Raw genomic sequence first — 16806 nt, 5'->3', positions numbered from 1 at the left:
CCCTATATAATTGACTCCTGCCCTGCGTCAAAATACGTTATTCGAGATTCGCGGCTTGCTCGCGGATTTTCTCCAACTCCGCCTTCATTTCGACGACAAGGTTGACAAGAGCCAAATGATTGGCTTTAGATCCAATCGTATTGGTTTCCCGATTCATTTCCTGTATGAGAAAATCCAGCTTGCGCCCTATCGGCTCAACAGCCTGCAGCAAACTGCGGCATTGCTCGAAATGGCTCTTCAAGCGGATCAGCTCTTCGTCGATATTGGAGCGGTCGGCAAATACGGCCACTTCCATCGCAAATCTCTGCTCGTCAAAACTTCCCTCAAGCAGTTCGGAAAGCCGGGCCTTAAGCCGGCTTCTGTAATCATTCACAACCTCCGGCGCAAGCCGCACCAGCTCGGCGTGAATCGCCTCCAGGCGGGCCAGCCGCCCATTCAGGTCGGAAACGAGGTTCCTCCCCTCGCGCTCGCGCATGCCCAGAAGCCCGATCAGCGCTTCCTCGAGGCCGTCCTGCAGCACCCGTTCCCACTCCGGCTCGCTTTCGCCAAGCTCAGGCCGCTCGGGAGCCGTCAACACGTCCGGCAGGGCAAGCAGGTCCTTGGCATTCAGCCTGGCGTCCACGCCGTAACGGCGGCCAAGCTCTTCGGCTGCCCGCAGGTAAGACTCCGCAACCGGAGCGTTCAGCACCAAAGGCAGGACGCTCGTATCGTCAAGCTCTTTGCCGATGAAAACATCGATTCGTCCCCGTTTTACATGGCGTTGAACCAACCGTCGCAGTCCGTCCTCGTAGCACGACCACTCCCGCGGCATACGCAAAACGATTTCCGCGTATCTGTGATTGACGGATTTTATCTCGAATTGAACGATGTAACCGCCGTAAGATCTGACGGCCCCACCGTATCCTGTCATACTGTGCGACAATGGCATCACATCCGTTACCCTATTGTAATTGATTATGTGGAGCGAGACAAGTGGGACGCCCCCTGTTTCGATTTCTCCCTGACATAATTCACTAAAGCGACATTCATTTCATAGAACATAAACGGGGTCATCAAATAAATGCCGTTAAAATGCTCCATCGCCGTGTCGAGCAGCTCTTTGGCGATTTCCACGCCCGCTCTGCGCCCTTCCGGGCCCTGCAGTCCCTCCATCCGCTTCAGAACCTCCTCCGGAAGCTGGATGCCGGGCACCTCGTTATGCAGGTACGCGGCGTTTTTGCCGCTGGCCAGCGGCATGATTCCGATAAAAATCGGAACATCCAGATGCGCCGTCGCTGCTTTGACCGCCGCGATCAGCTTCGGGTCATAGACCGGCTGGGTCATAATGTAATCGGCGCCGGAGGCGATTTTTTTCTCCAGCCGCTCAACCGCCTTGTGCAGGTGCTTTACGTTCGGATTAAAGGCGGCGCCGACGACGAATTTGGCTTTCTGCTTCAGCGGCTTCCCGGAAAAGGAGATCCCGGCGTTGAGCTGCTTGATCATGCGGATGATCTCAAACGACGTCAAATCGTAGACGGAGCTTGCGCCCGGCAGATCGCCGAAGCGCGCCGGATCGCCCGTCACGGCCAGCACATGGTCGATGCCCAGGGCGTCGAAGCCCATCATATGCGACTGCGTGCCGATCAAATTGCGGTCCCGGCAGGCGATGTGAATGAGCGGGCGAAGGCCCAGCTCGGACTGGACGAGATGCCCCAGCGCCATGTTGCTCATGCGCGTCACGGCCAGCGAATTGTCCGCCAGCGTCAAGGCGTCGACGCCCGCCGCCTGAAGCGCGGCCGCCCCTTCCATAAACTTGCCGATGTCCAGATCGCGCGGCGGATCGAGCTCGACGATGACGGTGTGCCGTTCCTTCGCCAGATCGACGAGACTCGGCCGGTTTGGGCGGCCGTAGAGACCGCTTTCGGCAGCCCCGCTTTCCGTCTCCGGAGCCGCGGCCTCGTTCAGGACCACGGACGAACTCGCCGCAGCAAGCTTCCGCTCATCGGCCAGCGGCGGCGCGGCGTATCCAAGCAGCGCCTTCGCGGTTGCCGCGGTGTGCTCCGGCGTCGTGCCGCAGCAGCCGCCGATCAGACGCGCGCCCAAATCGGCGAACGATGCCGCGTTTTCGCCGAAATATTCGGGAGTTGCTCCATATACATATTCTCCATCCACATAATCCGCCAAACCTGCGTTTGGAAATACGGACATCGGAACGTCCAGCGGGCCGTTCATTTCGGCCATCACGCTCATAATTCCTTTCGGGCCGGAATGGCAGTTGAAGCCTAGCACATCGGCGCCCTCCCGAAGCAGCGCGCCGAACGCTTCTTGCATCGCGTATCCGTCCAGCGTGCGGCCGACCTGGTCGACGGCAAATTGGCAGATGACCGGCAGATCGGTGAGAAGGCGCGCTTTCCCCAGCGCGATCCGGATTTCCCGCAAATCGTAAAACGTTTCGAACAGCAGGGCGTCGACCCCTTCGGTTAGGAGCGCGGCGATTTGCTGCTCATAATAATCTCCCAGCTCCTGCGCCGTGACGTTCGCCCGCTTCCCGCCGCGGATCGAACCGACCGCGCCCGCCACGTAAGCAACATCCCCCGCGGCTTCCCTGGCGATGCGCACGGCGGCGCGGTTGATTTCCTCCACCTTCGCCTCCAGGCCGAATTTGGACAATTTATAGTAATTTGCCGAAAACGTGTTGGTCTCGATCAACCGGGCTCCGGCCCCGACGTATCGCCGGTGCACGTCGCCGATGACGTCCGGACGCAGCAAATTGAATTCTTCATAGGAAATGCCGACCGGAAAGCCCAAATGGTACAAATACGTGCCCATGGCTCCGTCGCCGACAATCACTTCGTTTTTCAGCGCCTCGCGCAAATCCGGCTTCATGCTCGTCCCTCCCGACAACCTGACGTAAACTATTATCATACTAATCTAACATAATTCTATAAGAATGATAAGATAGAATGTGATGCGTTTGGCAGAAATCTTTCATGTTGCTGTATACGCCCATAGTTTAAGCCTTAGGAGGGAGCGACCGTCCTGAAATAGAGGTGTTTTGTGGCGCTATTTTTGCGAATTTTTCCCTCGCGAATAAAATAGAGGAACTTTTGGTCCTTATTTTCTTATTAGACTTGAAAAACCGCGTTTTGCCCCCACCCGGCGAGAAATAGAGGAAAAAAGTTCCTCTATATCGCATCTGGTCCCTATTTAGCAAGAATAACGCCCTTTTTTACCGCTATTACCGCTGCCTCCGCAAATGCATGTCACATATCTTAAAAAAAGCCGGGCCCCCCAACCTCGGGTGTCCCGGCTTCGTTTGCCGCCTGCCGCAACGCCGGCCAAACGGCTGTTAGATTTCTATGCTGCCCTTGTACACCGCTTCCGCCGGGCCGGTCATATATACGTGGTTGTCCCGTTCATCCCATTCGATAAACAGGTCCCCGCCCTTCAGCCCGATCCAGGCCGCCCGGTCCGTCAGCCCGTTCAGCACGGAGGATACCAAGGTGGCGCAGGCCCCCGTTCCGCAGGCGAGCGTCGGCCCGGCTCCGCGTTCCCAGACGCGCATTTCCACCCGGTCCCGGCTCGTCACGGTCGCAAACTCGACATTGATTTTACGCGGAAAATAAGGATGCACCTCAAGCTTCGGCCCCCACGTCGTCAAATCGAAGTTCGGGGCGTCGTCCACGTAAATGACGCAATGCGGATTGCCCATCGACACGGCCGTGAAGGAAAACTCGCGCCCCCCCGCCTCGATCGGCCGGTTCAGCACCGGGCTGTCCTCCAGCGTGGTCGGAACGGCCAGGCCGTCCAAAATCGGTTCGCCCATATCGACGCGCACCGTTTTGACGGCTCCGTTCTCCACCTGCAGGCTGACCTGCTGCACCCCCGCGCCGAGCGTTTCGATCGTCACGTTCTCTTTATCAACCAAGCCGTTGTCGTATACGTACTTGGACACGCAGCGGATCGCATTGCCGCACTGCTCGGCTTCCGTACCGTCCGAGTTGATGATCCGCATTTTGAAATCGGCCTGCTCCGACGGAAGGATGAACACGAGCCCGTCCCCGCCGACCCCGAAATACCGGTCGCACCAGGTTACCGCCAGCTCGGATACATTTTCAGGCAGCTCCGTATGCCCGTAAAAAACGAGGAAATCGTTGCCCAGTCCATGCATTTTCGTAAATTCCATCTTAACCCCACTCCTGCATCGTCAATATATATCAAGGGAAACGCATCCCTTGCGACAAAGCTTGCCTATGGGGTTAGTCTAAAGTTTGACGGCCGGAAAAGGTATTGATTTTATGCACGAATATTTGTACTTTTCGCGGTTCCCAGCGGACGCGGACCGCTGAAGCCGCGGCGCTTGCGGTTGCCGGACCAGACGCTGCCCGCGCCCATCAGGAACGTGGGAATGCCGGCGGCCACCAGCGTAATCGCCCATTCTCTCGTGCCGAGCGGAACCGTCTTAAAGATCGGCTGCAGCGGTTCGATGTACATAACGCCAAGCATCAAAATGATGGAGGACAACACCGCAAACACAAGATATTTGTTTTGCAAAATGTTGCGGTGAAAAATCGAACGCGAGCTGCGGCAATCGAACACGTGAATCAGCTGCGCCATAACCAGGGTAGCGAAAGCGACCGATTGCGCTTTGGCCAGCTGGCCCGGATCGTCCGGCGCGTATTGCAGCGTCAGCCAGAAGGCGCCCAGCGTACACACGCCGATCAGCACGCCGCGGCTGATGATTTTCCAGCCCAGACGCCGGGCAAAAATATTTTCGTTCGCCCCGCGCGGCTTATGCTCCATCAAATCTTTCTCCGGCTGGTCGACGCCGAGCGCCATCGCCGGCAGGCCGTCGGTGACGAGGTTCACCCACAAAATCTGGATCGGCAGCAGCGGCAGCGGCAGCCCGGCCAGCATAGCGAAAAACATCGTCAAAATTTCCCCGACATTGGACGCCAGCAAATACCGGATGAACTTGCGGATGTTTTCGTAAATGTTCCGGCCCTCCTCGATCGCGGCCACGATCGACGTAAAGTTGTCGTCGCTAAGGATCAAGGATGAAGCCTCTTTGGATACATCGGTTCCGGTCATGCCCATCGCGATGCCGATATCGGCCGCCTTAATCGCCGGGGCGTCGTTGACGCCGTCGCCGGTCATGGCCACGACATGGCCTCTGCGCTGCAGCGCTTTGACGATCCGCAGCTTATGTTCCGGGGAAACCCGGGAGTACACGTAGATGTTTTCTACCTGGCGGTCGAGTTCTTCGTCGCTCAGCCCTTCCAACTGCTGGCCCGACATCGCGGAGCCGCCGCGCGGCAATATGCCGAGCTCGGAAGCGATCGCTTCGGCGGTGAGCCCATGGTCCCCGGTGATCATCACCGTTTTGATGCCCGCCTTGCGGCATACGTTGATGGCGTCCCGCGCTTCGCGCCGCGGCGGATCGATCATGCCCGTCAAGCCGACGAAAATCAGCTGCGACTCCGCGCCGTCCTCGTCATCGGCCCCTTCATGAGGCCTTAACTCCCGGTACGCCATACCGAGCACGCGCAGCGCGCCGCGGGCCATCTTTTCGTTGGCGGCCTGCACCTTCTGGCGGAACGTCCCGGTAAAAGGCACCACTTTCCCTTCCCATAAAATATATGAACAGCGCTCCAGCAGCATATCCGGCGCGCCTTTCACCAGCGCCATTTTGCCGCCTTGATGGGAGACGATCACGGACATCCGCTTTCTCTTCGAATCGAACGGAAATTCCCGCTCGCGCACATACATGCCGCTTAAGGAAGCCGGGGACAAGCCCATTTTTGAAGCCAGCGTGACCAAGGCCCCCTCGGTCGGGTCGCCTTTTAATTTCCAAACGGGACCCGCAGCCGCTTCGTCCTTCGTCTTCCGCCGGCCGCGTTGTTCCGGATCTTCCTCATAAATGACGGCGTTGCTGCACAGCGCGCTGATTTGCAGCAGCCGGCGCAGGCTTTGATCCTGGCGCAAATCGACCGGGCTGCCGCCCTCGAGGATGTTGCCGACCGGCTCGTAGCCTTCGCCGGTGACCTCCAGGGAACGGCCCTCCAGCCAAAGGCGGGTGACGGTCATTTTGTTTTGCGTCAGCGTGCCGGTTTTATCCGAGCAAATGACCGATGCGCAGCCGAGCGTCTCCACCGAAGGCAGCTTGCGGACGATCGCCTTGCGTTTGATCATGCGCTGCACGCCGAGCGCCAGGGCGATCGTGACGATGGCGGGCAGACCCTCGGGAATCGCGGCGACCGCCAGACTGACCCCGGCAAAAAACATCCCGCTGGCCGGCTGCCCCTGCAAAATGCCCACCAGCACTACAAGCACGGTCAGGCCAAGCGCCATGTAGATCAAAATTTTCCCGAGCTGCTCAAGCCGCCGCTGCAGCGGCGTTTCCTGAACCTCGGTATTTTGGATCAGGTCGGCGATTTTCCCCATCTCGGTGCCCATGCCCGTCCGGATGACGATGCCCCGCCCGGTGCCGCGCGTAATCATCGTTCCCATAAAGCCGATGTTTTTCTGGTCGCCGAGCGGCACTTCGCTTTCGCTTAAGACCCCTGCATGCTTGCCGACCGGATGCGATTCGCCCGTCAGGGCGGATTCCTCCACGTCCAAGCTGTTCGTGGACAGCCAGCGGATATCCGCCGGAATCCGGTCGCCGCTCTCCAGCACGACGATGTCCCCGGGAACGAGTTCCCGGGCCGGCACATGCTTTACGGTTCCCTCCCTTAACACGTTGGCGTGCGGCGCGGACAGCTGCTTTAGCGCGCGCAGGGAGCGCTCCGCCCGGAATTCCTGGATGAACCCCAGCACCCCGTTCAAAATAATGATGGCTATAATCGTCACGGCGTCCAAATATTCACCGAGAAATCCCGAGATCAGCGTGGCGCCCATCAGCACCAGCATCATAAAATCCTTGAACTGATTGAGAAACAACAGGATCGGGGAGATCCGTTTCCCTTCTTCGAGCTCGTTCCAGCCGCTCTCCTCGCGTCTTCGCCGCGCTTCCTCGTCGGACAACCCCTGATCACGCGTGACGCCAAACCGTTCCAAAAGCGCTTCAGCACTCCACTGGTGCCAGTTTTTTTGTTCCATCCCCTATTCCCCTTCCGTTTTTAATGCAGTTTCCGCGTGAAGGCTTTTCCACCTAGGGTAAATGTATTCCGGCCAGTCCCAAATTATCACAGCGGAGCCCTTAAGTTTTTGCCCGAAGTATGGCATCATAGAAGAGGCGTCTTATTAAAATACGTGTTCAAAAAGTCAGGTTTTCAGCACCGAGAAGGTTGGATGAAGCTAGGGACGAAAGGAGCGGAGCGTACGTTTTAGGTACGTGAGCAACGGAAGGCCCGGCTGAATTCAAGATTCGACGTCGAATCCTCTTCATGAACCGCTTCGTGATAAGAAAAACTCTATCGACGAACATTCAAAGAAGACAGACCGCCCTAAGCTGAAGTTTTTCTTGCGATTTAAGGAAGACACGCTTGGTGACTGTTCATTCTTAAATCTTCAAAAGATGACTTTTTGAACTACCTTTAGACAGGAGATAACAAACTTATGGCACTCGACGGCATTGTAACCCGTGCGCTCGTTCATGAACTGCAAGTCTGCATAGGAGGGCGCATCAATAAAATACACCAGCCCGCGGCCAGCGACATCGTGTTGGCCCTGCGTACGCAGGGTGGCAACCGGCGCCTGCTGCTGTCGGCGAATCCGACGTATCCGCGCGTTCATTTTACGGAAAGCTCGTTTCCGAATCCGCTGGAAGCCCCGATGTTCTGCATGCTGCTGCGCAAGCATTTTGAAGGCGGAACCATCGAAGCGATCAGCCAGGTCGGCATGGAGCGGATCATTCATATCGATGTGCGCACGCGCGACGAGCTTGGCGATCTGTCGCTGAAGCGGATCATTATCGAACTGATGGGCCGGCACAGCAACATCATTCTCGTCGATCCGGCGACAGGGGTGCAGCTTGACGGAATCCACCATGTGACGCCGGCCATCAGCGGCTACCGCGTCGTCATGCCCGGCTTCGCCTACACCACCCCGCCCGAGCAGCATAAGCTCGACCCGCTGGGCGCGGAGCGCGCCGGGTTTTTGGCGGCATACCGGGAGGCGGAGCAGGCCGGAAAAAGCAGCGGCTGGCTGGTCGAGTTCTATAACGGATTAAGCCCGCTGATCGCCGGGGAAATTTACGCCCGCGCAGGTCTGGCCGGACCCGATAAGGAACAAAGCGGACGTGATCTTGACCCTGCCGAGCGGCTGTGGCAAGCCTTTTCCGCGCTGATGGAAGCAGTCCGCAGCCATGCCTACACCCCGGTGACGGGCGAAACCGCCAAAGGAAAAAGCGTGTTTTCCGCAATCCGGCTAACGCAAATCCACAGCGGGCTGCGCACCTACAAGTCGATCAGCGAATGCATGGAGGACTATTACGGCGACAAGGCGCTGCGCGACACCGTCAAGCAGAAGACGGGCGACCTGCTGCGCTTTTTGCAAAACGAACGGAACAAAAACATCAAAAAGCTGGCCAATCTGGAAAAAGACTTAAACGAGGCCGAGGACGCCGAACGCTACCGGATCTGGGGCGAGCTGCTGCTGCCTTCCCTGCATGCGATCCGCAAAGGCGACCGCTCCGTGGAGCTGGTCAACTATTACGACGAGGAGCAGAAAACCGAAACGATTCCGCTCGACCCGCTGCTCAGCCCTTCGGAGAACGCCCAGCGGTATTTTAAGAAATACAATAAATTCAAAAACAGCCTTGCCGTCATTCACGAGCAGATGAAGCTGGCCGGGGAGGAAATCGCTTATCTCGAAGGGCTGCTGCAGCAGCTGGACGACGCCACGTTAAGCGATATCGACGAAATCCGCGAGGAGTTGACCGGGCAGGGGTATTTGCGGGACCGGGGGAAAAAGGGCGGCAAAAAGAAGAAAAAGGGCGATCGCCCGACGCTGCACGTCTACACGTCCTCGGAAGGCATCGAAATTTACGTCGGTAAAAACAATCTGCAAAACGAGTACATCACCAACCGGCTGGGCAAACCGAACGACACCTGGCTGCATACGAAGGATATTCCGGGCTCGCATGTGCTGATCCGCAGCGACAGCTATGGGGAGGCTACTTTAAATGAAGCGGCCCAACTGGCCGCGTATTTCAGCCAGGCCAAACAATCCAGCAGCGTGCCGGTCGACTGCACCCTGATCCGCCACGTGCGCAAGCCGAGCGGAGCGAAGCCCGGTTTCGTCATTTACGACCATCAGCGGACGTTGTTCGTCACGCCCGACGAGCAGATGATCAAGGCTCTGCCGGGCTCCGTCAAAAACGGTTAGCCTTTCAATACGGCGCATCCGGGTAAACCGCGCAAAAAAAGCTGCCCTAAAAGTCCATGTGGACCTCTGGGGCAGCTTTCGTATTTGCCTTCATTCCGTCCGGGCGGCCGGGGCCGCTCTTTTAAGCCGCTCCACCGTCCCCGGCGGGGCGGTGCGGCCGCCGAGATCGCCGTGGAACACCACGCCCTGGCGGACGCCGTGGTAATCCGAGCCGCCCGTGGCGATCAGCCCGAATTGTTCGGCCATCGCCATATATCGCTTTTCCTCGTCCGGACCGTGATCGGAATGGTAAACTTCAATCCCCGCGGGTTTCCCGCGCTCCAGAATCGCCCGTACCAGATCGTCGTCGCCGTACAAGCCCGGATGGGCCAGCACCGGCGCCCCGCCGGCCTCGCGGATCCACTCCATCGCTTCCTCGGGGCCGATTCTAGGCTGGGACGCATACCCGGGTTTCCCCTCCGCCAAATAGCGGGCGAATGCGTCGCGCATGTCCTTCGCGGCCCCTTTGCGGACAAGCGCGTCGGCGATATGCGGCCGCCCCAGGCTTTCATCCGGCCGAAGCGGCCGAGACAGCCCGCGCTTTACCTCCTCCAGCGTGATCGGAATGCCGAGCTGTTGCAGCTTGGCGATAATTTTTTCGTTCCGTTCTTGGCGTACCGCCCGCAACCGCTCAAGCCTTTCCAGCAGCAGTTCGTCCCCGTCGTTCAGAAAGTAGCCGAGCACATGGATGTCCTTGCCCCCGGCCCGCGTGCTGATCTCGACCCCCGGGACAACGGCTACCCCGAGCCGCCCCCCCGCTTCCCGGGCTTCCGCGATGCCGGCCACGGTGTCGTGGTCGGTGATCGCCAGGCCCGCCAGGCCTTTTTCCTTGGCCAGCCTGACGTTTTCCGCCGGAGCGTTCATGCCGTCCGAAGCCCGCGTGTGCGTATGTAAATCAAACCGTCCTTCCCCTGCTTGCCGTTCCTGTGCCATCCATCCACATCCTTTGCTGTCTTTTTTATCCCCCGTACTCCCGTAAGAAAGTCAGAAACGTCACCGCGCTGACCGGCAGCAGCGTCGATTTCAAGTGGATCGAATAAAATTCCCGCTTAAAAGAAACGCCGTCAATGTCGAGCGCCTCCATCAGGCCAAGCGCCTGTTCATGCTTGACGGAAGACGGGGAGATGATCGTAATCCCGATTCCCGCTTCGACCGCCGATTTGACCGCTCCCGTACTGCCAAGCTCCATAACCGTTTGGACCCGGCTCATTTCGACTCCGCGGCGCTTAAATTCGGCTTCCATCACCTGGCGCGTCCCGGAGCCTTTTTCCCGGAGCACAAACGGATAAGAAACAACCTCCTCCAGCGTCGCCGTCTTTTTGCCGGACAGCGGGTGCCCCGCCGGAACGATCAGCTTCAGTTCATCCTCCATGACCGGCTCCGATACCATATCCGGGTGCTGGACGGGCGCCTCGACAAGCCCGAAATTGAGCTGGTGGCCTACGATCTCCTCGATAATTTGCGTCGTATTCATCACTTTCATTACTATCGAAATGTGCGGATACCGCTGCCCAAAAGGACCCAGCAGCCGCGGCAGCACGTATTCTCCGATCGTCAGGCTCGCCCCGAGTTGAAGCCTGCCCTCCAGCATCGAAGTGTACCGCGACATCGCCTGCTCGGTTTCCCGGATCATCTCGACGCTTTTCCGGGCAAACGGAAGCAGCGTCTGTCCCGCTTCCGTCAGCTCGATTTTTTTCGTCGATCTGACCAGCAGCTTGCAGCCGAAATAATCCTCCAGCGCTTGGATTTGCATCGTTACCGCCGGCTGCGTCATATGGAGCGCTTGGGCCGCCGCCGAAAAGCTTCCCCGCTCCGCGACCGTGTAAAAAATGTGGAGCTGGTGGTAGTTCAACGCCATCGTCCGCTATTCCCCTTTCTTTATCCCTACAATAGCATGTTCAAGCCAACAAAAAAAGCATGCCGCTTGGGCATGCCGAACCTCGCTTTACGTCCAGTCTCCATCCGTATGACACCGCTTATCTGCGTTTGCGGCTGTTCTTGATCAACGTCATCCGCCGGGAGTGGCGCAGCCAGGAATAGTAGGATTTCAAATCGCGCAATTCAATCGTCTCCGACATCCTTCCGAGGAACGTGACGATAATCATCCGGTGCAGCGGTCGGCCGGCCAAATCGAATTCGCCCGGAATTTCCGTAAATTCGGCGACCATGACCAAATCGTCGTCAATCAAATAGACGTCCTCTTCCTTCCGGTAGTATGGAGTGATCCGCCCCTGCTTCAAGCATTCCCATGCCCATCCGGCAATTTGCTCGTAACCGATGTTTTCCCGGTTGATGCGGTCGTGATATCTGCTTTTGGCGTGGTTCGTCACCACGATGTCCGCTACTCTTTTGTCCCCTAAAATAATATGGAAAGCTTCATAGGTTCCCCAGCGTTCTGTCGCCCTATCTCTCATGCCGCACCTCACATTTCATAGGCTTGTTCAACAAACTAACAGACAATTTCATTGTTCATAAGCCTCTTTGCCAGCAAATTTCTTTAGAATCAACCGGACTTATGAAACGATATAGGTCTTTTGGACTAAGTATTTGTACCTAATTATATTACATGATCGCTAATTTTTCTACAAGACTAGCGCTCGTATATAGCAAAAAAAGTATACGCCTAGATTCTTTAGACCTATTTTCGGCATCGACAACATGACGCATCCATTATTATAGCCGATTTTGCAATAGGCTTCCGCCTACGATAATATGCAGAACCGCGATGCGGGATGCCGGCGCACAGTTAGAAAAGCTTTTGCTCTGAATCCAAGTGACAATGCCGATACCCGGCATAACTCAAAAAAAGCGTCAGGCCGCTGTTTTTATCAGCAGCCTGGCGCTTTGGCGCTTATTGTCTCTATAGTCCGTAATACCGGGTTTTGTCCGGAACATCTTTGCTGTATTCCGTTTTGATTTCACCGCGGTATGATCGCTCGATTTTGCGGACATAGGAGAGCTTGCGGATGTTGCGCATAATGTCTTCGGCGCGGTCCGCGTCCACATACATGACCACATAATGCATGCGCCGGGACAAATAGTGCACGCTCCCGTATTTCTCCAAATTTCTGGCCGCCTTTAAATCGCTGACCCAAATAATATAGCCTGTACGCTCCGGAAACATCATTCCCCTCCTCCCGGGTACGTTTGCAATTTTCGCGGCCCCGGGCTGCCCGTTAGCTCAGCTGGGCCGCGCTTCGAATTTAATGGCGGCATTCGCCGCTTAACCGCAGCTGCACTTGCCGCCGCTTCCGCATCCGCCGCCTTTCGGGTTCGGATCGTTGCTCGGCACCTTGATGCTGTCCGAGACGGCATAAGCGATCGTTTCCGACATCTCGTGGAGGATGTCGTCAAGCTCGCTTTCGGCCGCTTTGAATTTGCGGACGGCCTCAAACCGCTCCAGCTCCTTCTCCACCGCAGCCACTTTGTCTTTGGCTTCATGATAGTTGGGATGAAAATGGCCGAAGCGTTCCGTCTCCCGGAAGAGCTCTTTCTGCGAATCCAGCTTCTTGACCAATGCCTGAATCTCGGCATCTTCCTCCACGCGGCGCTTCCAATATAAATATTCGGACACGGCGTGCGAGTTATTTATCATATCGCCCAATTCATAGGCGTATGTCAGCACGGCGGCCATATCGACCGTTTTCCTCTCGATTACGCTCATGAATTTTCAACTCGATTCTGCTTCTTATTATCCACCCGAGGTAGACGACATAATCATATCATAATCCGGCTATAAGAAGAAGAGGTTCATCCTTCCTAATCCCCGCTTTACCGGGCAATTTCGGGCAAGATCAGCCGCATGGCCCGCCAGTCCCCGGGGGACAGCCACAGCTCGCTTTCCTCGCCCCGCCCCTCTCCCGAAGGGGAGGGAAGCGTGCGAACCTTGACGCTCCATTCCTCATCGCCGCGCAGTTCCAGAGGCAGGCAGAGAACCGTGTCCCCGCCGATTTGCAAGGCGATCTTCGTTTGCCAGCCTTTTGCCTGGGCGACGATTTGGCGTGCCGTTGAATGGTGGTAGGCTCTCAGTTCCTTCCACCACATCGGCGGCAGCTCCCGAAGTCCGGGGAAAAGCTGTCCGTCGTCGGGAAGCTCGTCATCAGGCTCGTAAAAATGCAAATCCGTTCCTTGGTAAATCCAGCCTTGTCCGCCCGTTCCCTCCTGCCAGCCGAAAGCGGAGGCATCCGCAGGCGGGGAACTCCGGCCCGTCAGCCGCGGATAATCCGGCTCCGCCTCGGCAGACCGGCGGCCCGGCGGCGCGAGCCGTTCGGCCGCCAGCGCCTTTCGCACCTCCGCCTCACGCTCCGCGTTAACGATAAAATCCAGCGGCCCGATCCGCTCAACCGCGCCATGCAGCGCGGAAAGCGAAGCGATTCTGTCGGCCGCGCCGGCGTCGGCGCAGCGCAGCAGCAGCACTTCGGCAAACGACGTCCGGCCGATTTCCCTTCCCCACTGCTCGAGCACGTTCAGCACCGGCTCCGGGACGAAGGCGGCATGCCCGGTCAAGAAGGCGGACACCTCTTCCGGTGTGCGGCCGTAGCGGGACGCCCCTTCGACGCTCGCCCGGGTCAGCCGGTACACGCTCATTACATCCGTCGCAACGTGCTCACAGCAGGCTTCAAGCTCGAACCGCACCGAAAAAGCGACGTCCGGCGGCACGAGAATTTCAAAATCGGGCTGGACGATGATTTTTCCCGGAGCAGCCTTCGGTTCATACGCCCTGCCTTCATATGAAGCAGCGGGCTCGTCCCGCCCGACCCGCCAGCGAAACATGAGACCGTCTTCCGGATTTTCCCCGAGATCCAGCCAGCCAAAGCCCGCGCAAGCCTCCAGCCAGCTGCCGATCCAATCCTGGCGTTCGCGGGGAAGCGGGCCGGCCAGTATTCCCTGGTCCAGCAGCGTGCCCAGCAGCTCCTCAAGCGAATACCACTCGCCCGCCTGCAAATCCGCTGCGGCCAGGCGCAAAACAACATGCGCCGTCCCCGGCTCCGCCGGAACGTAGCGCTGCAGGGCGTGACGAATCAGCACCCGGTTCATCGCCGTGGCGTCCAAAGCGAGCCAGGCCGCCAGCGCCCGGTCGTTCAGGCGCCAAGCCGCCCGCTCTTTGGCGATCAGCCCCAGCGCCTGCAGCAGGTCAAGCACAACGGCCAGCTGCGGCGAATACACGTCGGGATGCGGATACTTTAGCCCCAGGCCGGCCACATCCCGTTCGGCCAGCAGCAGGCGGCCCGTCAGCTTGCCGAGCTCCTTTTGGTGGATCGTTCCTTTGGCCGTCAACTTCAAGCCGTTTCCGGCGATATAGGTTAGCGCCCGGAACAAGTCGAACGCAAGTCCGGCTTTGGCTTCCCGCCGCAGCCTGGCCGGTCCCCCGGCCAGCGGTTTCAAGGCCGGATACCCCCACACGCGCTGCCGCTGCAAAGACATGTCCAGCGGCAAATAATACAGCCTCTCGCCCCAAGCTTTGCGAACGGCCTTGATATCGCCCCGGCGCAGCAATGCCGGCATCGCCGCGCGCAGCTCCGCTCCCGATACGCCGCCCGCGGCCGCCGAATCAACCTGCTCCAGCTTAAACGGCTGCCCGGCAAAACGGTAAAACAATAAGCGCAGCGCCCGCTCCGCGGACGAAGGCAGCGGCGGCTGCTTGGCATCGCCATTCCAGGCCGCCGAATGATTCGCTTGCGGACCCGTCATGCTTCAAACACCTCCCGCTCCCGCCGCACGGCGTATTCGTAGCCCTGCTCCAGCAGGAACAACTGGCGCCGCAGGGCGAAATCCTGCTCGCGCGTATTCTCCGACACAAGCGTGTAGAAATAGGCGCGGCCGCCATCGCTTTTCGGGCGCAAAATCCGCCCGAGCCGCTGGGCCTCTTCCTGGCGCGAGCCGAAGCTTCCGGAAATTTGGATGGCCACGGAAGCATCGGGCAGATCGACGGCGAAATTGGCCACCTTGGAGACGGCCAGGACGGGAAGCTCCCCTTGACGAAACGCCCCAAACAGCTTTCCCCGTTCCGTTTGCGGCATGCTGCCGGTAATGAGGGGAACGCCGAGTTCGGCGGCTATGCGTTTCAATTGTTCCAGATACTGCCCGATGATCAAAATTTGCCGATCCCCATGCCGCTCAAGCAGTTGCTTTATAACGGCCAATTTCTCCGGGTTTTCCGCGGCAATGCGGAATTTTTCCTTTCCTTCGGCCCGGGCGTATTTTTCCTGATAATCGCCTTGCATCGGCACGCGGATCTCCTGGCAATCGACGCGGGCGATAAACCCGGTTTCCTCCAAATCTCTCCACGGCACGTCGTACCGCTTCGGCCCGATCAGCGAAAACACGTCGCGTTCGCAGCCGTCCTCGCGGACCAGCGTAGCGGTAAGCCCGAGCCTGCGGGTCGCCTGTATCTCGGCGGTCGCCCGGAAAATCGGGGCCGGAAGAAGATGAACTTCATCGTAAATGATCAGGCCCCAATCCCGTTCGTTGAAAAGCGACATATGCTTGAAGCCCTCCTCCTTCCGGTTCCGATGGGTCAATATTTGATAAGTTGAGACGGTGACGGGCTTCACCTGCTTTTTCTCCCCCGAATATTCCCCGACCGCTTCGGGAGACAGGGTCGTTTTGTTTAGAATTTCGGAAATCCACTGGCGCACCGAAGTAACGTTGGAAGTCAAAATCAGCGTTTCGCACTGAAACCGCGCCATCGCCGCCAGCCCGACCACGGTTTTTCCCGCTCCGCAAGGCAGGACGACAACGCCGCTTCCGCCGTCCCCTTTGTGCCCCGCAAAAGCCTCAACCGCCCCAAGCTGGTAAGGTCTCAGCCGAAACGGCCTGCCATCCGGCAGCGACGAACACAACGTAAAGCTCAACGCCCTTCCGCTGTGGTAACCGGCTTCGTCCAAAACGGGATAACCGAGCCGGGCCAATTCCCGCTTAAGCGGCCCGCGGTGCTTTGCCTCCAGCCGCACCCTGCGGGCGCCGGCCGCCGCCGGCTTCCCGCCCGGAAGCGCAACCCGGCCGATGAGCTCATCCAGCAAGCCGTCTTCCCGGCTCAGGTTTTCCAGCTCGATCAGTTCGGGATTTTCCATCACGGGATACAGCCTTAAAGCGCCGTATCTGGACATCCATTCGCGGATGTCGAGGGCGGCGCCTTCGGGCAAATCCCAGCGCGCCACCGAGCGCAGCCGCCCGATGACCGCCTCCGCGTCCAGTCCGCCGGCCGCGGCATTCCATAAAGTAAGCGGAGTAATCCGGTATGTATGATAAACAGCAGGGCTTTTCACCAATTCGGCAAACGCGGACAATATTTCCCGAGCGGCTGCAAAACCCGGATGCTCCTTCTCCAGCAGCACGGTTAAATCGCACTGAACGATACAGGCTCCCGCTTCGTTCACAAGTTGTTCCTCCTTTCGTGCCGTACGCTTAGGTACGGGCAAAAAAAGAGAAGTCCGCTTGCTTAAGGCCCGCGAACTT

General features: G+C 58.3%; 12 protein-coding genes. 1 reads left to right on the top strand and 11 read right to left on the bottom strand.

The features are described 5' to 3' along the window. Window positions 1–37 precede the first annotated feature (37 nt). The 4 genes from DYE26_RS01430 to DYE26_RS01415 all read right to left on the bottom strand — a co-directional run bounded on the left by DYE26_RS01430 (window position 38) and on the right by DYE26_RS01415 (window position 7080). Window positions 38–922 (bottom strand): YicC/YloC family endoribonuclease, encoded by an 885-nt coding sequence (locus DYE26_RS01430; RefSeq protein WP_036621598.1) that lies wholly within the window; start codon window positions 920–922, stop codon window positions 38–40. A 32-nt stretch (window positions 923–954) separates the two neighbouring features. Next, window positions 955–2865: a bifunctional homocysteine S-methyltransferase/methylenetetrahydrofolate reductase gene (locus DYE26_RS01425; RefSeq protein ID WP_036621597.1), complete on the bottom strand. Its 1911-nt coding sequence runs from the start codon at window positions 2863–2865 to the stop codon at window positions 955–957. A 463-nt stretch (window positions 2866–3328) separates the two neighbouring features. Continuing rightward, a complete protein-coding gene (gene dapF, locus DYE26_RS01420) occupies window positions 3329–4165 on the bottom strand; it encodes a diaminopimelate epimerase (protein WP_036621596.1) in 837 nt (278 codons plus the stop codon). A gap of 110 nt (window positions 4166–4275) precedes the next feature. Next, window positions 4276–7080 carry a calcium-translocating P-type ATPase, SERCA-type gene (locus DYE26_RS01415; RefSeq protein ID WP_036621595.1) on the bottom strand — a complete coding sequence of 935 codons (2805 nt, stop codon included), beginning with the start codon at window positions 7078–7080 and terminating at the stop codon, window positions 4276–4278. 459 nt (window positions 7081–7539) lie between these two features. On the opposite strand from DYE26_RS01415, the gene DYE26_RS01410 reads away from it, so the two are divergent. Then, a complete protein-coding gene (locus DYE26_RS01410; protein ID WP_036621594.1) occupies window positions 7540–9309 on the top strand; it encodes an Rqc2 family fibronectin-binding protein in 1770 nt (589 codons plus the stop codon). A gap of 90 nt (window positions 9310–9399) precedes the next feature. Here DYE26_RS01410 and DYE26_RS01405 read toward each other — a convergent pair whose 3' ends face one another. The 7 genes from DYE26_RS01405 to DYE26_RS01375 form a co-directional block, all read right to left on the bottom strand. Then, window positions 9400–10281, bottom strand: a complete 882-nt coding sequence (locus DYE26_RS01405) for a PHP domain-containing protein (RefSeq protein WP_036621593.1) — start codon at window positions 10279–10281, stop codon at window positions 9400–9402. A gap of 25 nt (window positions 10282–10306) precedes the next feature. Further along, window positions 10307–11206: a selenium metabolism-associated LysR family transcriptional regulator gene (locus DYE26_RS01400; RefSeq protein ID WP_036621590.1), complete on the bottom strand. Its 900-nt coding sequence runs from the start codon at window positions 11204–11206 to the stop codon at window positions 10307–10309. A 118-nt stretch (window positions 11207–11324) separates the two neighbouring features. Continuing rightward, a complete protein-coding gene (locus tag DYE26_RS01395; protein ID WP_036621588.1) occupies window positions 11325–11762 on the bottom strand; it encodes a hypothetical protein in 438 nt (145 codons plus the stop codon). Window positions 11763–12208: 446 nt separating this feature from the next. Beyond that, window positions 12209–12472: a YlbG family protein gene (locus tag DYE26_RS01390; protein ID WP_036621586.1), complete on the bottom strand. Its 264-nt coding sequence runs from the start codon at window positions 12470–12472 to the stop codon at window positions 12209–12211. Window positions 12473–12571: 99 nt separating this feature from the next. Further along, window positions 12572–13012 carry a YlbF/YmcA family competence regulator gene (locus tag DYE26_RS01385; protein ID WP_036621583.1) on the bottom strand — a complete coding sequence of 147 codons (441 nt, stop codon included), beginning with the start codon at window positions 13010–13012 and terminating at the stop codon, window positions 12572–12574. A gap of 107 nt (window positions 13013–13119) precedes the next feature. Further along, window positions 13120–15039 (bottom strand): helicase-associated domain-containing protein, encoded by a 1920-nt coding sequence (locus DYE26_RS01380; protein ID WP_051985374.1) that lies wholly within the window; start codon window positions 15037–15039, stop codon window positions 13120–13122. Continuing rightward, window positions 15036–16727 (bottom strand): DNA repair helicase XPB, encoded by a 1692-nt coding sequence (locus DYE26_RS01375; RefSeq protein ID WP_036621580.1) that lies wholly within the window; start codon window positions 16725–16727, stop codon window positions 15036–15038. The genes DYE26_RS01380 and DYE26_RS01375 overlap by 4 nt, the downstream gene beginning before the upstream one ends. Between the last annotated feature and the right edge of the window lie 79 nt (window positions 16728–16806).

This window comes from Paenibacillus macerans, assembly GCF_900454495.1.
GTDB classification, from domain to species: Bacteria; Bacillota; Bacilli; order Paenibacillales; family Paenibacillaceae; genus Fontibacillus; species Fontibacillus macerans.
Note: the sequence above shows the minus strand (reverse complement) of the source record. Positions and strands in the feature narration are given on the sequence as shown.

What these genes read in the sequence shown, in the direction of transcription:
- dapF (WP_036621596.1), bottom strand. Translation starts at nt 4,165, where the DNA reads ATGGAATTTACGAAAATGCATGGACTGGGCAACGATTTCCTCGTTTTT.
- DYE26_RS01405 (WP_036621593.1), bottom strand. Translation starts at nt 10,281, where the DNA reads ATGGCACAGGAACGGCAAGCAGGGGAAGGACGGTTTGATTTACATACG.
- DYE26_RS01425 (WP_036621597.1), bottom strand. Translation starts at nt 2,865, where the DNA reads ATGAAGCCGGATTTGCGCGAGGCGCTGAAAAACGAAGTGATTGTCGGC.
- DYE26_RS01400 (WP_036621590.1), bottom strand. Translation starts at nt 11,206, where the DNA reads ATGGCGTTGAACTACCACCAGCTCCACATTTTTTACACGGTCGCGGAG.
- DYE26_RS01410 (WP_036621594.1), top strand. Translation starts at nt 7,540, where the DNA reads ATGGCACTCGACGGCATTGTAACCCGTGCGCTCGTTCATGAACTGCAA.
- DYE26_RS01415 (WP_036621595.1), bottom strand. Translation starts at nt 7,080, where the DNA reads ATGGAACAAAAAAACTGGCACCAGTGGAGTGCTGAAGCGCTTTTGGAA.
- DYE26_RS01395 (WP_036621588.1), bottom strand. Translation starts at nt 11,762, where the DNA reads ATGAGAGATAGGGCGACAGAACGCTGGGGAACCTATGAAGCTTTCCAT.
- DYE26_RS01390 (WP_036621586.1), bottom strand. Translation starts at nt 12,472, where the DNA reads ATGTTTCCGGAGCGTACAGGCTATATTATTTGGGTCAGCGATTTAAAG.
- DYE26_RS01380 (WP_051985374.1), bottom strand. Translation starts at nt 15,039, where the DNA reads ATGACGGGTCCGCAAGCGAATCATTCGGCGGCCTGGAATGGCGATGCC.
- DYE26_RS01385 (WP_036621583.1), bottom strand. Translation starts at nt 13,012, where the DNA reads ATGAGCGTAATCGAGAGGAAAACGGTCGATATGGCCGCCGTGCTGACA.